The following is a 17,763-nucleotide window of genomic DNA, read 5'->3' as shown; positions in this document are numbered from 1 at the left end:
ATGCGCTCTGGTTTTAATCCCAATAAAGATCAGCTGGTTCCCCCTTCAAAATACTTACATCAAGTAGTTGTACCGGTGCATATACCCCACCAAACGGACTATTTTAAGGACAGTCTTCGAATTTTACAATATTGCCTCGACTCTTTAACGGCTACAATACAGCCGTTTACCTTAATCACCGTGGTCAACAACGGCTCTTGCGAAGCTGTAATACAAGAATTGAACCGCCGACACCAAGAGGGTACAGTGCATGAAATTATCCACACCACCGCCATAGGCAAAGTCAATGCCCTGATTAAGGGACTTGTTGGCCATCAAATCCCTTTGGTAACACTCACCGATGCCGATGTGCTGTTTCAATCAGGTTGGCAAGAGGAAACTATAGATTTGTTTGAAAAAGTGGAGCGGATCGGAGCAGTGGGACTCATTCCGCAGATGAATTTGTTTCGTATCGATGGTTTTTCGTTGGTGTGGGAACATTTGTTTTCTCACCGCTTGCGTTTTGCAAAAATATCCGATCTCGCTGCTGCCGAACGTTTTTACGACAGTATAGGTTGGAACGACAATTACAATCCCAATCACCTCATCTACAATTTGCAATACACCGAAAATGGCAAATCCATGTGGGTAGGTTCCGGTCATGTGGTCACTACATTTCGACGGGATGTTTTTCAGGATTTACAACAGTCCGTTCCGCATCAGTTAGGGGGCGATTCGGAATGGTATCTTGAAGAAAAACCCTATCAGTTTCATTACCATAAAGTGACTACGCAGTCCAATTTTGCTTTTCATATGGGCAATGTTTGGGAGTCTTGGATGGAAGTTCCACCAACGATGCCAAAGACCTCCAGTCGAACCCATATTGAATTGTCTCCCTCAGCTCCAAAGATTAATCGTATATCTTACTTTTGGCGGTATCGCTTTTGGCGAAGAATTATGATGAACACTCCAATACTTTTCCGTCGATTCATTCTTCGGAAAGGACTCCCAAAAACGGTCATAGACACATGGTAACAAATCCCGTATTCAGCCTTTTAATCTCTACCCGCAACCGTTGGTCGGACTTACAGTTTACGTTGCAACAGCTATTGCCTTTATTACAACGATCCGATGTGGAATGTTTGATTGTTGACGATGGCTCTACCGATAGTACTTCTGCGTTTGTCAAAGAACAATTTCCTCAGGTGCAACTTTTTACCAACCCCAAGCCAAAAGGTTATATTTATAACCGTAATTTTTTATTGCATACCGCCAAGGCGCCCTACCTAATAAGTTTGGACGATGATGCACATTTTGTGTCGCCACAACCCCTTGAATTCATCCAACAGCACATGGAGAAACATCCCCGTTGCGGACTCATTGCTTGTCGTGTTTTTTGGGGAAAAACGTTGCCTGCTTCTCTCCAAACGGACGCGTTACCCCACAATGGTTTTGGATTTGTAGGCTGTGGACATGTTTGGCGAAAATCGGCTTGGGAAGCCATTCCCAATTATCCAGAGCATTATGGGTTTTATGGCGAGGAAGAATTTGCTGCGATGGCCCTTCTCCAAAAACGTTGGGAAATGTATTATGTTCCCGATATACTTGTTCACCATAGGGTAGAAGTTCGCCAAAGAAAATTTGATCCTGATTATGCCTACCGTCAACGAAAAGCATTTGTAAATGGGATTCGCAATTACATGACTTTTTACCCGTACTTTCGACTTCCCTATACGTTGGCGTATTGCACGGTCTTGCAGTTTTATAACAAATTAAAAGCACGGGATTATGTGGCTTTTTGGGCTACGTTTCGAGCGATTTTTAGTATATTAGGTGCCTTAGGCGACTTGTTTCAAAACCGATACCGTTTGACCAAAATGCAGTATATTCGGATGAAAAAGTTACCTTTGAATCCCATATTCTGGAAACCTAACCCATGACAAACCAGTATATCGCTATTATTCCAGCCCGCGGCGGGTCAAAACGCTTACCCGGTAAAAACATTCGTTTATTGGGTGACCTGCCCTTACTTGCCCATAGTATTCGGTATGCACAAGCTTCTTCTCGTATCCAACGGGTGATCGTAACTACTGATGATCCTGCGATTGAAGCGGTGGCCTTGGACTATGGCGCCGAAGTCATCCAACGTCCCCATGAATTTGCGGGCGATGAAGCCCCTACTGTAACGGCTTTGCAACATGTGTTAGGGCAACTAACTGATCTTCCCGATGGGGTAGTGGTGTTGCAACCTACCAATCCGTTACGACCTCTGGGTCTTTTGGACGAGGCTTTGGATTGTTTTGAGCAAAATAAAGTGTCGGGTTTGTTTACCGTTTCCCCTAATACGCATAAATTAGGACGCATCCAACAGCAGCGGTTTGTGCCGTTTAATTATCATTTTGGTCAACGCAGTCAAGATATGGAACCATTGTTTTATGAAAATGGATTACTCTATGTTTGCACGCCTTCGCTTATCGACAGTGGCGCTGTGATGGATGAAACCTGCTATCCCTTAGTTGTTACGCATCCCTATGCTGCGGTCGATATCGATACAGAAGCCGACTTTGTCTTTGCCTCATTGTGTTTCAACTATTATCAAACTCAACCTAAAGAAAACCACCCATGAATCCCTACTTTGAAATCGCTGGTCGCAAAATTGGACCAGATTACCCACCCTTGGTGATAGCCGAAATTGGAATCAATCATGAAGGCGACCTGGAAGTGGCCAAAGCGATGGTTGATGCCGCGCATCGTGCAGGTGCTGAGGTCGTAAAACACCAAACCCATATTGTTGCCGACGAAATGAGTGGTGCTGCCAAGAAGGTAATTCCGGGCAATGCTTCGGTTTCCATCTATGAAATTATGGAGCGTTGTGCTTTAAATGAAGCCGACGAATGGGCGTTAAAATCCTATGTGGAAAGCAAAGGAATGCTATTTATTTCTACTCCTTTTTCCCGAGCTGCCGCCGAACGTTTAAAGCAATTTGATATTCCCGCGTATAAAATCGGTTCGGGTGAATGCAACAATTATCCCTTACTCGAGCATATCGCGGCCTTTGGAAAACCCGTGATTTTGAGTACAGGCATGAATACCATCGAAAGTGTACAAAAAGCGGTGGCTATTTTTGACCGTCATCAGGTCCCCGTAGCCTTATTGCATACCACCAATTTGTATCCAACGCCTATACCGCTGGTCCGACTGGGAGCCATGACGCAGTTGCATGAAGCTTTTCCCGATAAAGTTTTCGGATTGTCGGATCACACCCTAAACAACAATGCATGCCTTGGGGCAGTGGCGCTAGGAGCGAGTATTTTGGAACGCCATTTTACCGACCACATGCAACGCACCGGTCCCGATATTGTGTGCAGTATGGATGAACAAGCGTGCCGTGAATTGATAATTAGTTCCAATGAGATTTGGCAAATGCGGGGTGGTGAAAAACGTCCTGCGGCCGAAGAACAAGTGACCATCGATTTTGCTTTTGCAACGGTTTGTTCCATCGCACCGATTGCTGAAGGTGAAACGCTAACCAAGGACAATATTTGGGTAAAACGACCCGGAACCGGTAAGATTTTAGCGGAGCATTATGATTCGTTGCTTGGAAAAAAAGCAACCCGTGCGATTGCAGCCGATGAACAATTGGACTTTTCAGATTTTAACTAAGTACTATGCGCGTAGGAATGAACCCTCAAAAAAGCGAAGGCTTTATTTCGTTGACGTCCAAGCACCGGATGATCATGGTTTGTTATATTCCTGATTTTAGTGATTATTACCAAGCGTCCTTTGAGGTGTTACAACTTTGTGTCGAATCGGCAATAAAAACGTTTAATGCGCACGGAAAAATTACCCTAGTCAACAACGGGAGTTGTGCTGCAGTACGAACCTATTTCAATGTATTATTTGAGTCAGGGCAAATAGATAGTGTGATTCACCATCAAGAAAATATGGGTAAAATAGATGCCATGATGCAGGCAGCTCGCGGCGTTCGTGAAGAATATATTACCTTTTCGGATACCGATATTTTATTCAAAAACGGCTGGCAACAAGCGGTGGAACAGCTTTTAGATGCGTATCCCGATATCGGGTCGGTTTCTCCCATATCGGTTCGCAACACACACAGTTATGTCACCATGGCTACGATGCGAAAATTGCTTCGCGGGAAATACCGTTTTTACTACGAATCGTTACCCCAAAATATGGAGGACTACAATCGTTTTCTCCTTAGTATCAATTGGAAACCCATTGACGATGTTCAGGTGAAATGGCCTGTTATTGACTTGGGCGCTCACAAAGTTTTGATGGGAGGTGGACATAGTGTCGTGACGATTCGTCGTTCAATTGTACGGGATTTTGTTCCCAAAGATCCCACGTTGATATTAATCGGGAAGCATTCGGTGTATAATTACATCGATTTGCCCGTAGATTTGGCGGGAAAAATGCGGGTTTCCACTTATGCCAATTGGGCATATCACATGGGGAATGCCGCCGATACTTGGATGTATGACGTGCAAAAAGACAATCAAGCCGCGCCTCAAGTACCCTATGACCCTCCTGTTTTTCAACAAGGGAAAATGATAGACTATAAAACGTTTTGGTACAAAATTCAAAAAGAGGTGTTTAAAAAACTATTCTTTTTACGTTATCCCAATCCATGAAAAAAATTGTTTTTTTAACTGGTACCCGAGCCGATTTTGGTAAAATCAAATCCTTAATTCAAATTCTGGAGGAACATCCCGATTTTGAACCCTATGTTTTTGTCACCGGAATGCATTTGCAACAAACCTATGGCTATACGCTCATTGAGATTCAACGGTGTCAGTTTTCACACGTTCATACCTTTGAAAATCATACGCATGAAACCACGATGGATTTGACTTTGGCCAAAACCATTGAGGGATTTTCGGTCTATGTCAAAACGGTTCAACCCGATATGATTGTGGTTCATGGCGATCGGGTGGAAACACTGGCGGGTGCCATCGTGGGTTCGCTCAACAATATTTTGGTCGCACACATTGAAGGCGGCGAATTGTCGGGTACGGTTGATGAATTGATACGGCACAGTGTCTCCAAATTAAGTCATGTGCATTTTGTTTCCCATGAAGAAGCGGCCAACCGATTGATTCAAATGGGCGAAATGGAACCGTCTATTGTGACAATCGGGTCGCCCGATGTTGATATCATGTTTTCCGATCAGTTGCCCTCCCTCGAAACCGCCAAAACGTATTATGAAATTCCGTTTGAGACCTACGGAATTCTCATGTTTCATCCCGTGACTACCGAAGCAACAGCCATGCAGGGGTATGCCCAGCAATTGGTGCAGGCCTTGCTTGATGATACCCATCATTATGTCGTGATTTATCCGAATAATGATTTGGGCAGTCAAAAAATTCTAGACGCCTACGCTGCTTTTCAAGGGCATTCGCGGTTTCGGGTGTTTCCCTCCTTGCGGTTTGAGTACTTTTTGACCCTGTTAAAAAATGCGCAGTTCATCATTGGAAACAGCAGTGCGGGCATCCGTGAAGCGCCCTATTATGGCGTGCCGATCATAAATATTGGCACCCGTCAGCAAAATCGTGCCTTGCATGCCGATATTATCAATACCGATTATTCTTTTGAAGCCATTCGAGAAGCTTTGAAGGGAATCGATGCGCATGCTGTGCAACCTTCGGCTTCCGATTTTGGAGCGGGTAATAGCGCAGCGCTATTTCTTGAAGCTTTGCAACGCCCGGGGTTGTGGGACATCAACCACCAAAAACAGTTTAAAGACCGTTAATTTTTGAGGTGTAGTGAAAAAAAGAGTCAAATCAATCCTCAGTCGTCTCGTGCCCCAAGGTTTATTTCGGGAGCACATAAAGTTGCGGTATTACCAATGGCGTGCGCCACGAGGTATTCGATTTGCTTTAGAAACCACCGCTTCGGGTTGGATTTACCGCACAACGATTGAAGGCGTTTCGATTCGCACGGTCGACCCAGTGTATACGGTGGCCAACGATTTTTTTTACTATCAAAAATTGTACAAACCCCAACCCGGCGATGTGGTCATGGATGCGGGCGGCAATGTCGGTATGTTGGCCTTGTATTTTGCACAACTTGTGGGTCCTTCGGGCAAGGTATATTGTTTCGAACCCGATGCGCATAACCTTCGCGATGTTCAGCGGAATTTGGCGATCAATCCCGAGTTGCAAGACCGCATTGTAGTGCAGCCTGAGTTATTGTGGAATGCCAATACGTGGGTCGATTTTCAGGAATCGGGTACGGTAGGTTCGTCTGCGGTATGGTTTTCCAGTGGTGAGGCCATTGTAAAAAAACAAGCCTTAACCATTGATACTTGGGTGCAATCGTTGGGATTGACCCGTTTGGATTTTATAAAAATGGATATTGAAGGCGCTGAGATTGAAGCTTTGGAGGGCGCTGTTGAAACCTTATGCACCTTGCACCCCAAGATGGCGATAGCGACCTATCATATCGTTAACGGTGCTCCCACGTATGTATGGGTGGAAGCCTTTTTGACCCAACTCGGGTATCCACATCAAACCATTCGGTTAACCCGCCAAGAAATTTTAACGTTTGCGGGGTAACGCTGTTCAAAAAACCTTACTCAAAGACAACTTCGGCGCTGGGGTGTAGGCGTAAGCTTATGGATCAATGGCAAAAAAGCCGATACCAAGAAGATTATTTTTAACTAATTTGCTAAAGATCATTTTAAAAACGCTGGGCTTTGGTTCAGCGTTTTTTTATCTCTAAATTTGACCCATGAAAAAATTAGGTGTGGTCATCACTGATGGGGTTGGTTTCCGAAATTACGTGTTGAGTGATTTCATGAAAGAGGCTGTGCAGCAATTTGACGAAGTGGTCATTCTCTCGTATCTTCCACAATCAGCGTATATTGATTTAAAAATTCCAGTTAGGGTTATCGAGTTGGAAGCGCTTGAAGAAAATTTCCTTCAATGGTTTTTTCGAAAAACGAAAGAGGTAGCTCATTTGAAAAAACATCAAAAGGGAAACTTCGGCATACAAGATAATTTACAAACCAATACAACCAAAGCAATGACCTCTCGTGGCATTGCAACACGTTGGATTTTTCGCTTTACCCATTTTTTTCACTCAGAAAGATGGATTCAACGATATACTCGCTGGCAACAATTGTGTTTTAAAAATAATCCAATTACTAAAAAATACCAAACCATCTTAGCTCAAGAAGGATTTAGCCATTTGTTTTTCACACACCAACGACCCCCTTTTATCGCTCCTCTTGTATACCAAGCGCAAAAGCAAAATATAACTACGTCTACCTTTATTTTTAGTTGGGATAATTTAGCTTCCAAAGGACGTATGGCCGCAAACTTTGACTATTATTTGGTGTGGAGCAAACTCATGAAAAATGATTTGAAGTCGTTTTATGAAAAAGTTCAAGAGCATCAAATCGCCATTGTTGGAACACCTCAATTTGAGCCTTATGTCCTCTCGCGCTATGAAACTTCAGAGGAAGCCTTTTTTGAAAAGTTTCAATTGAAAAAAGAACTTCCTACCATTTGTTTTAGCTGTGGTGATAGTTCTACCAGTAAAAATGATGAACTATATATTCAATGTATTGCTAAAGCTATTGAGTCACAAAAATTACCAGAAGCCAATCTTTTGGTTCGTACTTCACCCGCAGAAGACCCTATTCGTTTTAAGGAATTAGTTGCCAAATACCCTTGGATTCAATGGAATTTTCCGAAATGGGAGTTGTCGAGAAGTTCCCACCAAGAATCGTGGTCACAGCGTATCCCTTCGGTGGAAGATGTTATGGATTTGCGTGCTATTTTGATGTATTCAACACTTAACGTCAATATGTTGTCAACGATGAGTCTTGATTTTATGCAATTTGATAAACCAGTTGTAAATCCTGTTTTTGGTAATGAAAATAATGGGTTATACAATGATCAACGGTTTTTAAAGTATGCTCACATCGAACATGTTCTCCAATCAGGTGCCACTCAAGTTGCTTTGGATGAAGCCTCTTTGATAAACGCTGTAGCAGACTATTTGGAACGACCTGATTTGCATTCAGAAAACCGTCAACAACTAGTCGACCTCGAAATCGGATTGCCCTTACCCGGAACCAGTGCTCGAATCGCTGATACCCTTTACCAATGGTCGTAACGCCCATGCATATCGCCCTTGTGTGTAACTATCGTTTGATGCCCGAACGGGTAGGAGGGATGGATCACTTTTTTATGCAATTCAACCAACATTGTTTGGCTGCCGGTATCGCTGTCGATTGGTATTTTCCCAATTGCGCTACCCATTTAGACTATGGCTCGTTTTCCATAGTTGCAGCCGAACCCGATGCCTTGGAAACCGTATTTTTAGCGCACTTGCCCCAGAAAAACTATCAGGTTATTTTTACCCATTTTCTCGAACTCTGCACGCCTTTTTATGCACAAGTTCGTCAATTGTCGCAAGCCCGTATTGTTGCCGTTGACCATAATCCGCGTCCTGCAGGAGGTTATTCTTGGAAAAAGCGCCTTGAAAAACGCATCAAAGGGTGGCGCTATCAAGCCGCTATCGATCTATTTATTGCGGTTTCCGAGGCGATGAAAAGTGATCTTATCACTGATTTCGGTTCGATCCCTCAACCTAAAATTCGCGTCATTCCCAATGGAATTGCCGATGCTAGCTTGATTCAAAAAACCGATTTTACGCCCCGCTATCATTTTTTAACGGCCTCTCATTTGCGCCCCGAAAAAGGCATTCACGATCTTATTGCAGCGGTAGCCCAATTGGATCGTACCGCTTTGCCTCATTTTAAAATCTCAATTTTTGGGGAAGGACCTGCCGCCGCGGCGTTGCAACAACAAGTCGCCGAACATCAGTTGGAGTCGGTCATTCATTTTGAAGGAAGTGTACCTACGTTACAGCAGCGGTACCACGAATTTGACGCACTTCTCCATCCTTCACATGGCGAAACCTATTGCTATGCTGTTGTCGAAGCCCTGATGGCCAACCTGCCCGTGATCACGACTCGACACCAAGGCAATGTGTTGGGATTGGTGCAACACGGGGTCAACGGACTTTTATTTGAGGAAGGGGCTGTTGATGAATTGTCGCATCACCTAAAAACGCTACTTTTGAATCCGACCATGCTTCAAAATGGCTTGCATCGTTGCCCTGAAGTACGGCAATATACGTTGGTTCACATGGTTGAAAATTATTTAAATATCGTGCGCGAATGCTCTTCAACTCCATAGGCTTTTTACTCTTTTTACCTCTTGTGTTTGGGGTGTATTGGCGCTTATCTCGTAAGGCATTGTCGATACAAAATGCCTTTTTATTGGCGGCCAGCTACTTTTTTTATGCGTGTTGGGATTGGCGGTTTTTGTTCTTGCTCTTGTTTTCTACGGTACTCGATTATTATACCGGATTGCGCATGCACCAAGCCCGAACACAGCAGGCCAAGTCCTTTTGGTTTTGGCTGAGTATCGGCGTCAACATCAGCTTTTTAGGAGCCTTTAAATACTATGACTTTTTTGCGACTTCGTTTCAAGCCTTGATGGGGCAGTTGGGACTAGAGGTCGATGTAGTGACCCTATCGTTGGTGCTTCCCGTGGGGATTTCCTTTTATACTTTTCACGGTCTTTCGTATGTGATTGATATTTACAAAAATCGCATCGAACCCGAACGAAATCCCATTACTTACGCGCTATTTGTAACCTATTTTCCGCTTTTAGTGGCGGGTCCGATAGAACGTGCTACCCATTTGCTTCCTCAAATAAAGGTCAAACGTCAATTCTCCTATCCCTTGGCGGTTGAAGGAGTGCAACAAATCGTTTGGGGTTTGTTTAAAAAAGTAGTTGTGGCCGACAATTGCGCTTTTTTTGTGGATGAAATATTTAAAAACAGCGGTTCATTGTCAGCATGGGAATTGCTGGGGGGCATGTTTTTATTCTCCTTTCAGATTTACGGCGACTTCAGCGGCTATTCGGATATTGCGTTAGGGACCTCAAAATTATTTGGAATTCAGTTGCTTAAAAATTTCAACTTTCCCTATTTCGCCACCGATATCGCTGATTTTTGGCGCAAATGGCATATTTCATTGTCCTCTTGGTTTCGCGACTATGTGTATATTCCGTTGGGCGGTAGCCAAGGTACTCGTATGCAGCAGTTGCGCAATGTAATGGTGATTTTTTTGCTCAGCGGTTTTTGGCATGGCGCCAATTGGACATTCATCGTGTGGGGATTGCTACATGCTTTCTTGTTTATTCCTTTGTTGCTCATGCAACGAAACCGAAATTCGGTACACCAAACGGGTTATCGTTGGTCGGATGGATTTCGCATGCTGACTACTTTCGTGTTGGTAAGTATCGCTTGGGTTTTCTTTCGCGCCGATTCGCTCACCGAGGCGGTGCAGTATCTCACACAAATGACGCATTTGTTTCCTTTTGATGTTGACTTTTTCTTCAAAAATGCCAAGTATACCTTACTCACCGGAATTACCGTTTTAGCCCTAGTTTACCTGCTAGTTCAAGAAGGGTATTGGGTGTTTAAAAAACAAAGTCAACCCGTATTTTCTCCGCGATGGACCCTTTGGGTAATCGTCATGTTGTTTGCTATGGGTACGTATCGCAATCAAATGAGTTTCATCTATTTTCAATTCTGATGCACAAGTTTTTAAAGAAAATAGCGCTGTATGGTCTTGGGGCATTTTTGCTGGTCAACGTTTTGGCAATAGCAGTGCTGTATGGTTTGCGAAAATCCTCGTTTTACAAGCCGTCGTATGTGGCTTCGCATTACGCGCCCAAAAGTTTGGATTATGTGGTCATCGGCTCCAGTATCGGATTGACCACCTTAAACACCCAACGCATTGACAGTCTGACAGGCTTACAGGGTTTTAACCTAAGTATCGACGACACCTCGTTAAGTTCTAATTACTTGATGTTGCAGCATTTTTTTGCCCAAGGAAAAACGGCGAAGAATTGTATTTTGGCCGTAAGTTATTGGGATGCCGACAATGCGCAGCCCCTGTTGAACAATAATGATTATCGGTTTTTGCCATTTGTCAATGAACCCTATGTCCACGACTATTACGCCGAATTGGAATCTGGGTTTTTCAAGCCCCTTACGATTTCGCAATATGTTCCCGCCATTGGGGTGGCTTATTACAATACCGAATTGATTGTTCCCTCGCTATTGGGAATGGTGCAACCCCAACGAAAGAATCGTTTTGATGCTCATGGCGATTATGCTTATCCGGGCGAAGGGATTTCCAAAAATGTCCCTTTTAAAACCGTTACTCTTTCGTGGAAGAATCCGTTTATACAACGTATCGCCGATTTATGTGCACAGCATCAAACCCGTTTGATTGTCTATCAAGCGCCGCAATACCATACGCAAGTCGTGATGCAACATCCGAAATACCGTTTCCTTAATCATTCGCAATACCTTACTGAGGCGAAGTATTATTACGATGCCATTCACGTGAATTACCGCGGTCGTCAAGCGGCTACGGATGGCGTTATCAAGGCGATTAACGAAGGGTGCTTCCAAAAATAATGGCTATATTTGGCGCGATTCATTTTCTAATGTCAACCCTTGCATGATGCATATTGGTTTTATTGCTATGGAATTTCCGCACCCCCGTATAGGGTCTTCTGGCGGCATTGGAACCAGTATTTACAACCTTGCCAAAGGGCTTATCGCCAGAGGGCACCAAGCTACGGTCATTTTGTATGCGCAAAAAGAGGATGCTGTTTTTGAAACAGAGGGTATCACAGTATACATGGTCAAAAATGTGGTTGTGCGCGGACTTTCCTTGTATTTTTCTCAAAAAAAGGTGGAAGCCCTAATCAATAAGTTGCATTCCGAAGGAAAAATGGATATCGTCGAAGTACCTGAATGGACAGGCTTTTCGGCATTTGTTCAACCTAAAAAATGTCCCGTCATTATCAAGTTGCACGGTAGCGACACCTACTTTTGCCATTTGGAAAACCGAAAGGTGAAATTTAAGAATCGGTTTTTGGAAGGACGTGCCCTACGCAAAGCCGATGGTATCATTGCTGTAAGTGATTTTACAGGGCGAACCACCAATGCGTTGTTTGGCTTGAAAAGATCGTATTCCGTACTTCACAACGGGTTGGATACCCAACAGTTTACCCGTGTACCCCAAGCCACTACAACCAAAACCATAGTGTATATCGGGACTTTAATTCGCAAAAAAGGGATGATGGAATTGCCGCATATTTTTAATGCCATTTTCCAAAACGACCCCGAGGTAAAGTTGGTGTTGGTGGGCACCAATGCCTTAGACATCAGTACCCACTGGCAGCCTACTTGGGATTTGATGCAGCCGCTTTTTCACCCCGATGCGTTCCAAAATGTGCAGTATGTAGGGGCGGTTCCCTACGAAGCCGTGCAAGGCTATTTGGACGAGGCGGCGGTGTGTGTATTTCCTTCTTTTGCAGAAGCACTTCCCGTTTCCTGGATTGAAGCCATGGCGATGGGGAAAGCCGTGGTGGCCTCCAATATTGGTTGGGCACCCGAGATTATCACCGATGGTGAAGATGGCTTTTTGGTCGATCCGCGGGATCATGTAACTTTTGCCCAACGCATTTTAGCCCTACTTCAACACCCAGAAAAGGCTGTAAATATGGGGAAAGCCGCCCAAGAAAAGGTGCGTCAAACGTTTCAACTGAATGCCATAGCGGCCCAACATGAAGCCTATTACCAGGCGCAAATTCAAGCCAAAAAATAGAACACTATTTTCCGTATTTCGGTGTAAAATCGTACAAGCTAACCCGTTAGAATTGCTTACATTTGCGGGAATTTGAACGATTTTTGCAGTATGAATTTTCAAACCTATACGACTTCCAAAGGAGAAACGCTGTATTACTTGGGTCAACCCGATACGACTAAGTTGGAGGCGTTGGCAGAAGGCTATGGTGATCTTTGGCATTCGTCTTTGGATCAAGGATTTAAGAATGCTTTTTCCGATATTGTCTATCAAGCCGTTGTTTTCTTTTGGTTTGTTAGTGATTTTGATGATTTGGACCAATGTGTGAGTTGGCGTATCAATCCAGAGGCTTTTGTGGTACGGAAGTCGGTTTGGGATGCTTTGCAAGGATTCGATACCACGTACACCAATCCGGTGATGGCGGCGTTCGATTTCGGATTCAATGCGTTACGTTATCAAGGAGCGATTCCGATGTATGTGCAAGGACTTTTCTCGGCTACGCCACAAGCTGCACCAAAAATAAGTCGTCAAGACCGTTACGATTTTTACCGTCGTAATTTTAAATCCTCACATGCGCTGTATATGGCGTTTCGAAAAGGCTGTTGGAATCCTTTAGAGTGGTGGGCTATGGCCAAAGCGAAATCCCGTCTTCATCAAAAGAAAGACTTTCCAGTCATTCCACCCAAGCCTTTGGAACCCGTTCAAGGAAATCCCACGGTGAGTTATATTATTCCCACGATGATGCGTCAAGATTTTACGCTGAATTTGTTGGGTGACTTAAAGCGGCAAACCTATCTTCCGTCCCAAGTGGTTGTGGTCGATGCTACCCCCGAAAATGCAAGGGATGCTTCCTTATACCGTCCTGAGGATTACCCCTTTGAGGTGATTTTTCGTTGGCAAACGACCAAAGGAAGCTGTCGGGCTCGCAATGAAGCCATTGGGTTGTGTACAGGGGACTTTATCATTTTTGGGGATGACGATATCCGTATCCCTCCTGATTTTGTCGAAAATCATATTCGCTTGTTGCAAACGTACCGCGCAGGAGCCACCAATGGATTGGATATTCGTGCCGACCACCAGCAACAGGACCTGACCGATTTAGCCTATAAATTGCAACATTATAAAGCACAACGTTGGTTAGTAGGTTGTGCGGCGACATTCAATAACGCCAATTCTTGTGTACGACGTGAGCATGTGCAAACCCTTGTGGGGAATGACATCAACTACGATGGCGGTTATGGCGAGGACAGTGATTTTGGATTGTCCCTAACAAAAATTGGTGTCGATGTGTTGTTCAACCCTTTTTCGACCAATTTGCATTTAAAACCCCCTATGGGAGGGTATCGCTTTTGGGGTAGTCAGGCGAAGTTGATGGGCAAAAAACGCAAAGCCCAACCCTGGGAATTGGATACACCTGTAAAAACGATTCGTCCTGTTCCTAGTCCTACTATCATGTACCAATTACACAAGCATTTTACCGTCGAACAACGAAAAGAATACGGGGTGAAATATTTTATTTTTTATCTTTTTAAAGGGAAACCGTTGACATTGCCAATGCGGATTTTCCGACTTCCTTTACGTATTTTGCAATACCGAAAATCGGTTTTTTATGCTAAAAAATTAATGGCTTTAGGCAAACGAACACAATGATATGATCGTCTCGGTTCATTGGGAAAAACAAGGCATTCGTCGGAAATTGGATACCGCGTTTCACGGGTTGCAATGGCAGCCTGAAACTTTTGCTGTGACCGATTTTTCCGAACCCTGTTTGTTGGAGTTTGTCTTTGATGCTCCCATTACCGCTTTTCAAAATCACGGCTACCATTGGGAGGTTTTACCCAACAAACAACCCGTATTTTGCGGTTTGATGGTCCCCAAAGTGGTCCGATTAGCCAATGGGCAATTGATTCAAGCCACTATTCAAGGCGGCCATTGGGAATTGTATGCGCGCTATCCTAATCGTTTGCGGTGGTGGTTTTATCCCGAAAAGAGTCAGGTACTTACTCGTTACACCGGAATACATCACGAGCGGCAATTGGAATCGGTGGCAGGCTTTGCGCCATTACCTGCGTTGCCGGGATTGCTTTTTTGTGCCCAATATGTGTCGTGGAGTAGGGCGCCTATACCGTTTGCTGCGACCGCTTGTTTTACTGACCACTGTGATTTTGATACCCCTGAAAATTTGGAATCCCAACGTAAATTACTGCGAGAATGTGGTATTCGAGTAACCAAAGGGATGTTTTTACACCATTTTTCTAAACGGGTTGACAATGCTTCTTGGGAAAGGGAAGCGATGTTATTGCAGGCTTGGGCAAACGATGGACATGAACTAGCCTACCATTCGTTGACCCAATCCATTCGTGACAAGGAAGCAGCATTTCAAGAATTTGAAACAATCATTCCTCCTATACCTATGTCCACTTGGATTGACCACGGGTACCAACCGTATAATGTATCGTTGTATGCCAATGAAGGAAAAAGTGGTGCTTGGATGGGACAACATTTATCCAACAAAAACATAGTTAATCTTTGGAATTATGTTGATTGCGGTACCGCCACGAAAGGTGTGTTGAATCAACTTAACCCACAGCATTTTACGTTAAAGGCATACCATAAAGGTAATCGAACCTTGGGTATAGTCACCCGACTTTCTTTACTCCTTAAAGCCATTTTATTTCATTATTATGCCCAAGAGTCCTTGATTCGTCAGTATAAATCGTTGGCTTCACAATTTAAAGCGGTAGTATTCCGTGGGCAATGGCGGCAGTTCCTAGAGTTTTTCAACAAAATGATACACTTAGCGGGTCCCCTTTCAAAAGTGGTTTTCGGCTGGGGTTCCCGTGGCTGCGAATCGTTTCCGTTGGCCCGATACCAAACCCTCTTTTTTGAATATGCCATTGATACCCATCCCGTTGCTATTTTTCAAACTGTCGAAATGGTCGATTTTGAACGCGCTTTATGTCCCACGAATATTGACGATTTGATTGCAGATAGTGGCGTATTTATTGCCCATACGTATTTTTCGGTTCCTTTGGCCTACCATAGCGGTCGTGTCTTGTTGAATGACCAAACGGTGCAACCAAAGGTGCGTGCCAATTTTGAGTATTTGGGGGAGAAAATCCGCGAGCAAGTAGTATGGAATCCAACCCTTGACGAATGGATGGCCTATGTCAAAGGATTTACAAAAACGGTACTTACCTGCGATGCTTCGGGCAATATTATTGTATTAAGAAACGGTCAATTAAACTATCGCACAACGACATCATGATACAATTTCTAACCACTACGACTGAATTTGAGGTTTGGGATGCCTTTGTAGAGCAGCATCCGCAAGCGTCTCATTTGTTGTATTCCGATTGGTTGCATACCTACCGAAACTACGGATTTCAAACGGAAATTGGGGTGTATCAAACGGCAGAGGGAATTCAGGGCGGTTTCGGTGCTGTTATTGCCAAAGTATTGGGTTTTCGGTTTTACATTATCCCATACGGACCGATTGGTACAGCGCCCGAAGTGATTCAAGTCTGTTTGGATGCGGCTTTGAATCGCGCTCAAGCAGTGGGTGCCTGCATGATTCAGGTTACCATTCCGATGGGAAGCCAATCCTGTCGCCCCATGTATCGATTGAATGAAGATTACATTCCCCAGGGATTTCAATTGGGAAATGCCTTCAAATACGTATACTCCAGTCCCGGATTTAATTGGGTGGACCTCACGGGTCAAAACACCATTGAGGGTTTGATTGAATCCTTTCCTTCGGCCTCTTTTCGCCGGGACGTTCGGAGCGGTATGCGGAAAAACGAACAACTCTCCTTTGCCCTCACTCCTGATGAAGTGGCTCAAGCCTACGCTTTATGTCAGGAAAATGCCGACGAAAATGGGTATCAAATTCGATCGTGGTCGGATATCGGTCCCACGCTGTTGACCTTGATTGGTAAAGGGCGATTAAAACTATTGACCACCACATCGGACGGGCAACTGAAAGGAGCTGGCTTGTTTTTGAAAGCGGGACAGTATTACACCTACGTTATGGGCGGCACTAAGAAAGAAAAACCCACGCGACATACGGGCCATTACCTTCAAATGAAAGCGATAGAAATGGCGCTTCAAGCAGGGATGGATGGTTACAATATTTCACTAGGGGGCTCAGAAGGCGTTAAGGCGTTTAAAGGAAGTTTCGGTACAGTTCCTTATTATTTTCAGGAAGGAACCTATTACCGGGTACTGAAACCGGTTCGCTTTAAAATTTTTCGTTACTTTGACACTTGGATAAAACCCTATAAAGGACACATTGCACAACTCTTAAAACGGATTAAACGATAAAATGAAGATTGAAAATAAGGAATTCTGGGAGCGTGAAGACGTAATTTATTCTCAGGATAAGACGGTAGAAAATACGGCCAATTATGAAGCGTATTTGTATGATAAAGCAGTAGCTTATTTTCAAGAGCAACAAGTTTCCATTCAACAAGCGAAAGTGTTTGGATGTGGAACAGCGCGTGAGGTAAAAGGACTTTTGGAATTTATGGATATTCAGAAAATCTATGCTACAGATATTTCTGAAAATATGATTGCCAAAGGGAAAGAAAATATCCAACGTTGGGGTTTCTCCGATAAAGTGACGCTGGGTGTTCAAGATGCGGTAACATACACGGCTCCCGAGGCAACCTATGATTTGGTAACCTTAATGAGTTGTATTCTTACCTTTGTGGCTACTCAAAAAGAACGGTATACCCTTTTTCAAATGGTGTATCGCATTTTAAAACCCAACGGTTGTTTAATCGGTGTTGTTCACAATCAAGTGGGTACTCCTCAGAAAACCTTTTATTTCTGGTTGCGCCGATTGTTTAAACCGTTCCTTCGCAATGAGGTAGGCAATCGGAATACAGGATTTTATGGGTTTAATGTAAAAGGCTATTATTTTTCTAAAGAGGGTTTGTATGATCATTTGAATGATAATGGTTTTAAAAAAATAGAAATCAAATCGCTTTCAGAGCTGTACAAAGAAATGGGTGTTCCCTACAACCGATTGAAAGGCTATAATAATTTAATCTTTATTGCAACGAAGTAAC

The 17,763-nt window shown here is 43.8% G+C and carries 16 protein-coding genes; all 16 read left to right on the top strand.

The genetic code is table 11. From position 1 onward, the window contains the following. The 16 genes from Q0037_RS08675 to Q0037_RS08600 all read left to right on the top strand — a co-directional run bounded on the left by Q0037_RS08675 (position 1) and on the right by Q0037_RS08600 (position 17,762). The gene (locus tag Q0037_RS08675) at positions 1-1,014 is read left to right on the top strand and encodes a glycosyltransferase (RefSeq protein WP_297517243.1); all 1,014 of its coding nucleotides are present in this window, start codon (positions 1-3) and stop codon (positions 1,012-1,014) included. Continuing rightward, entirely contained in the window at positions 1,008-1,919 is a 912-nt protein-coding gene (locus Q0037_RS08670; protein ID WP_297517242.1) for a glycosyltransferase, read from the top strand. Before Q0037_RS08675 ends, Q0037_RS08670 begins: the two co-directional genes overlap by 7 nt. Further along, positions 1,916-2,605 carry an acylneuraminate cytidylyltransferase family protein gene (locus tag Q0037_RS08665; protein ID WP_297517241.1) on the top strand — a complete coding sequence of 230 codons (690 nt, stop codon included), beginning with the start codon at positions 1,916-1,918 and terminating at the stop codon, positions 2,603-2,605. Before Q0037_RS08670 ends, Q0037_RS08665 begins: the two co-directional genes overlap by 4 nt. After that, a complete protein-coding gene (locus Q0037_RS08660) occupies positions 2,602-3,642 on the top strand; it encodes an N-acetylneuraminate synthase family protein (protein WP_297517240.1) in 1,041 nt (346 codons plus the stop codon). Before Q0037_RS08665 ends, Q0037_RS08660 begins: the two co-directional genes overlap by 4 nt. A gap of 5 nt (positions 3,643-3,647) precedes the next feature. Beyond that, a complete protein-coding gene (locus Q0037_RS08655) occupies positions 3,648-4,634 on the top strand; it encodes a glycosyltransferase (protein ID WP_297517239.1) in 987 nt (328 codons plus the stop codon). Beyond that, positions 4,631-5,752 carry a UDP-N-acetylglucosamine 2-epimerase gene (gene neuC / locus Q0037_RS08650; RefSeq protein ID WP_297517238.1) on the top strand — a complete coding sequence of 374 codons (1,122 nt, stop codon included), beginning with the start codon at positions 4,631-4,633 and terminating at the stop codon, positions 5,750-5,752. Before Q0037_RS08655 ends, neuC begins: the two co-directional genes overlap by 4 nt. A 13-nt stretch (positions 5,753-5,765) precedes the next feature. Beyond that, the gene (locus Q0037_RS08645) at positions 5,766-6,557 is read left to right on the top strand and encodes an FkbM family methyltransferase (RefSeq protein WP_297517237.1); all 792 of its coding nucleotides are present in this window, start codon (positions 5,766-5,768) and stop codon (positions 6,555-6,557) included. Between the two features lie 175 nt (positions 6,558-6,732). Then, positions 6,733-8,124, top strand: coding sequence for a hypothetical protein (locus Q0037_RS08640; RefSeq protein WP_297517236.1), 1,392 nt, complete (start codon positions 6,733-6,735; stop codon positions 8,122-8,124). Between the two features lie 5 nt (positions 8,125-8,129). Continuing rightward, on the top strand, positions 8,130-9,212 hold the full coding sequence (locus tag Q0037_RS08635; RefSeq protein ID WP_297517235.1) for a glycosyltransferase family 4 protein: 1,083 nt from the start codon (positions 8,130-8,132) through the stop codon (positions 9,210-9,212). Continuing rightward, positions 9,194-10,621, top strand: coding sequence for an MBOAT family protein (locus tag Q0037_RS08630; RefSeq protein ID WP_297517234.1), 1,428 nt, complete (start codon positions 9,194-9,196; stop codon positions 10,619-10,621). Before Q0037_RS08635 ends, Q0037_RS08630 begins: the two co-directional genes overlap by 19 nt. Then, complete coding sequence (locus Q0037_RS08625; RefSeq protein ID WP_297517233.1) at positions 10,621-11,514, top strand: hypothetical protein; 894 nt, start codon at positions 10,621-10,623, stop codon at positions 11,512-11,514. Before Q0037_RS08630 ends, Q0037_RS08625 begins: the two co-directional genes overlap by 1 nt. Continuing rightward, complete coding sequence (locus tag Q0037_RS08620) at positions 11,471-12,712, top strand: glycosyltransferase family 4 protein (RefSeq protein ID WP_297517232.1); 1,242 nt, start codon at positions 11,471-11,473, stop codon at positions 12,710-12,712. The genes Q0037_RS08625 and Q0037_RS08620 overlap by 44 nt, the downstream gene beginning before the upstream one ends. A gap of 90 nt (positions 12,713-12,802) precedes the next feature. Beyond that, positions 12,803-14,341 carry a glycosyltransferase family 2 protein gene (locus tag Q0037_RS08615; protein WP_297517231.1) on the top strand — a complete coding sequence of 513 codons (1,539 nt, stop codon included), beginning with the start codon at positions 12,803-12,805 and terminating at the stop codon, positions 14,339-14,341. Between the two features lies 1 nt (position 14,342). Beyond that, a complete protein-coding gene (locus tag Q0037_RS08610) occupies positions 14,343-15,959 on the top strand; it encodes a hypothetical protein (RefSeq protein ID WP_297517230.1) in 1,617 nt (538 codons plus the stop codon). Then, positions 15,956-17,014, top strand: coding sequence for a GNAT family N-acetyltransferase (locus tag Q0037_RS08605; RefSeq protein WP_297517229.1), 1,059 nt, complete (start codon positions 15,956-15,958; stop codon positions 17,012-17,014). Before Q0037_RS08610 ends, Q0037_RS08605 begins: the two co-directional genes overlap by 4 nt. A 1-nt stretch (position 17,015) precedes the next feature. Further along, the gene (locus Q0037_RS08600; protein ID WP_297517228.1) at positions 17,016-17,762 is read left to right on the top strand and encodes a class I SAM-dependent methyltransferase; all 747 of its coding nucleotides are present in this window, start codon (positions 17,016-17,018) and stop codon (positions 17,760-17,762) included. Position 17,763: the final 1 nt, after the last annotated feature.

The organism is Flavobacterium sp., assembly GCF_027482425.1.
Classification (GTDB): Bacteria; Bacteroidota; Bacteroidia; order Flavobacteriales; family Flavobacteriaceae; genus Flavobacterium.
This window is presented reverse-complemented; position numbering and strand designations above follow the sequence as displayed.

Excerpts from the sequence above, each read along its gene's own strand:
- Q0037_RS08675 (WP_297517243.1), top strand. The coding sequence starts at position 1 with ATGCGCTCTGGTTTTAATCCCAATAAAGATCAGCTGGTTCCCCCTTCA.
- Q0037_RS08670 (WP_297517242.1), top strand. The coding sequence starts at position 1,008 with ATGGTAACAAATCCCGTATTCAGCCTTTTAATCTCTACCCGCAACCGT.
- Q0037_RS08665 (WP_297517241.1), top strand. The coding sequence starts at position 1,916 with ATGACAAACCAGTATATCGCTATTATTCCAGCCCGCGGCGGGTCAAAA.
- Q0037_RS08660 (WP_297517240.1), top strand. The coding sequence starts at position 2,602 with ATGAATCCCTACTTTGAAATCGCTGGTCGCAAAATTGGACCAGATTAC.
- Q0037_RS08655 (WP_297517239.1), top strand. The coding sequence starts at position 3,648 with ATGCGCGTAGGAATGAACCCTCAAAAAAGCGAAGGCTTTATTTCGTTG.
- neuC (WP_297517238.1), top strand. The coding sequence starts at position 4,631 with ATGAAAAAAATTGTTTTTTTAACTGGTACCCGAGCCGATTTTGGTAAA.
- Q0037_RS08640 (WP_297517236.1), top strand. The coding sequence starts at position 6,733 with ATGAAAAAATTAGGTGTGGTCATCACTGATGGGGTTGGTTTCCGAAAT.
- Q0037_RS08635 (WP_297517235.1), top strand. The coding sequence starts at position 8,130 with ATGCATATCGCCCTTGTGTGTAACTATCGTTTGATGCCCGAACGGGTA.
- Q0037_RS08630 (WP_297517234.1), top strand. The coding sequence starts at position 9,194 with ATGCTCTTCAACTCCATAGGCTTTTTACTCTTTTTACCTCTTGTGTTT.
- Q0037_RS08625 (WP_297517233.1), top strand. The coding sequence starts at position 10,621 with ATGCACAAGTTTTTAAAGAAAATAGCGCTGTATGGTCTTGGGGCATTT.
- Q0037_RS08620 (WP_297517232.1), top strand. The coding sequence starts at position 11,471 with ATGGCGTTATCAAGGCGATTAACGAAGGGTGCTTCCAAAAATAATGGC.
- Q0037_RS08615 (WP_297517231.1), top strand. The coding sequence starts at position 12,803 with ATGAATTTTCAAACCTATACGACTTCCAAAGGAGAAACGCTGTATTAC.
- Q0037_RS08610 (WP_297517230.1), top strand. The coding sequence starts at position 14,343 with ATGATCGTCTCGGTTCATTGGGAAAAACAAGGCATTCGTCGGAAATTG.
- Q0037_RS08605 (WP_297517229.1), top strand. The coding sequence starts at position 15,956 with ATGATACAATTTCTAACCACTACGACTGAATTTGAGGTTTGGGATGCC.
- Q0037_RS08600 (WP_297517228.1), top strand. The coding sequence starts at position 17,016 with ATGAAGATTGAAAATAAGGAATTCTGGGAGCGTGAAGACGTAATTTAT.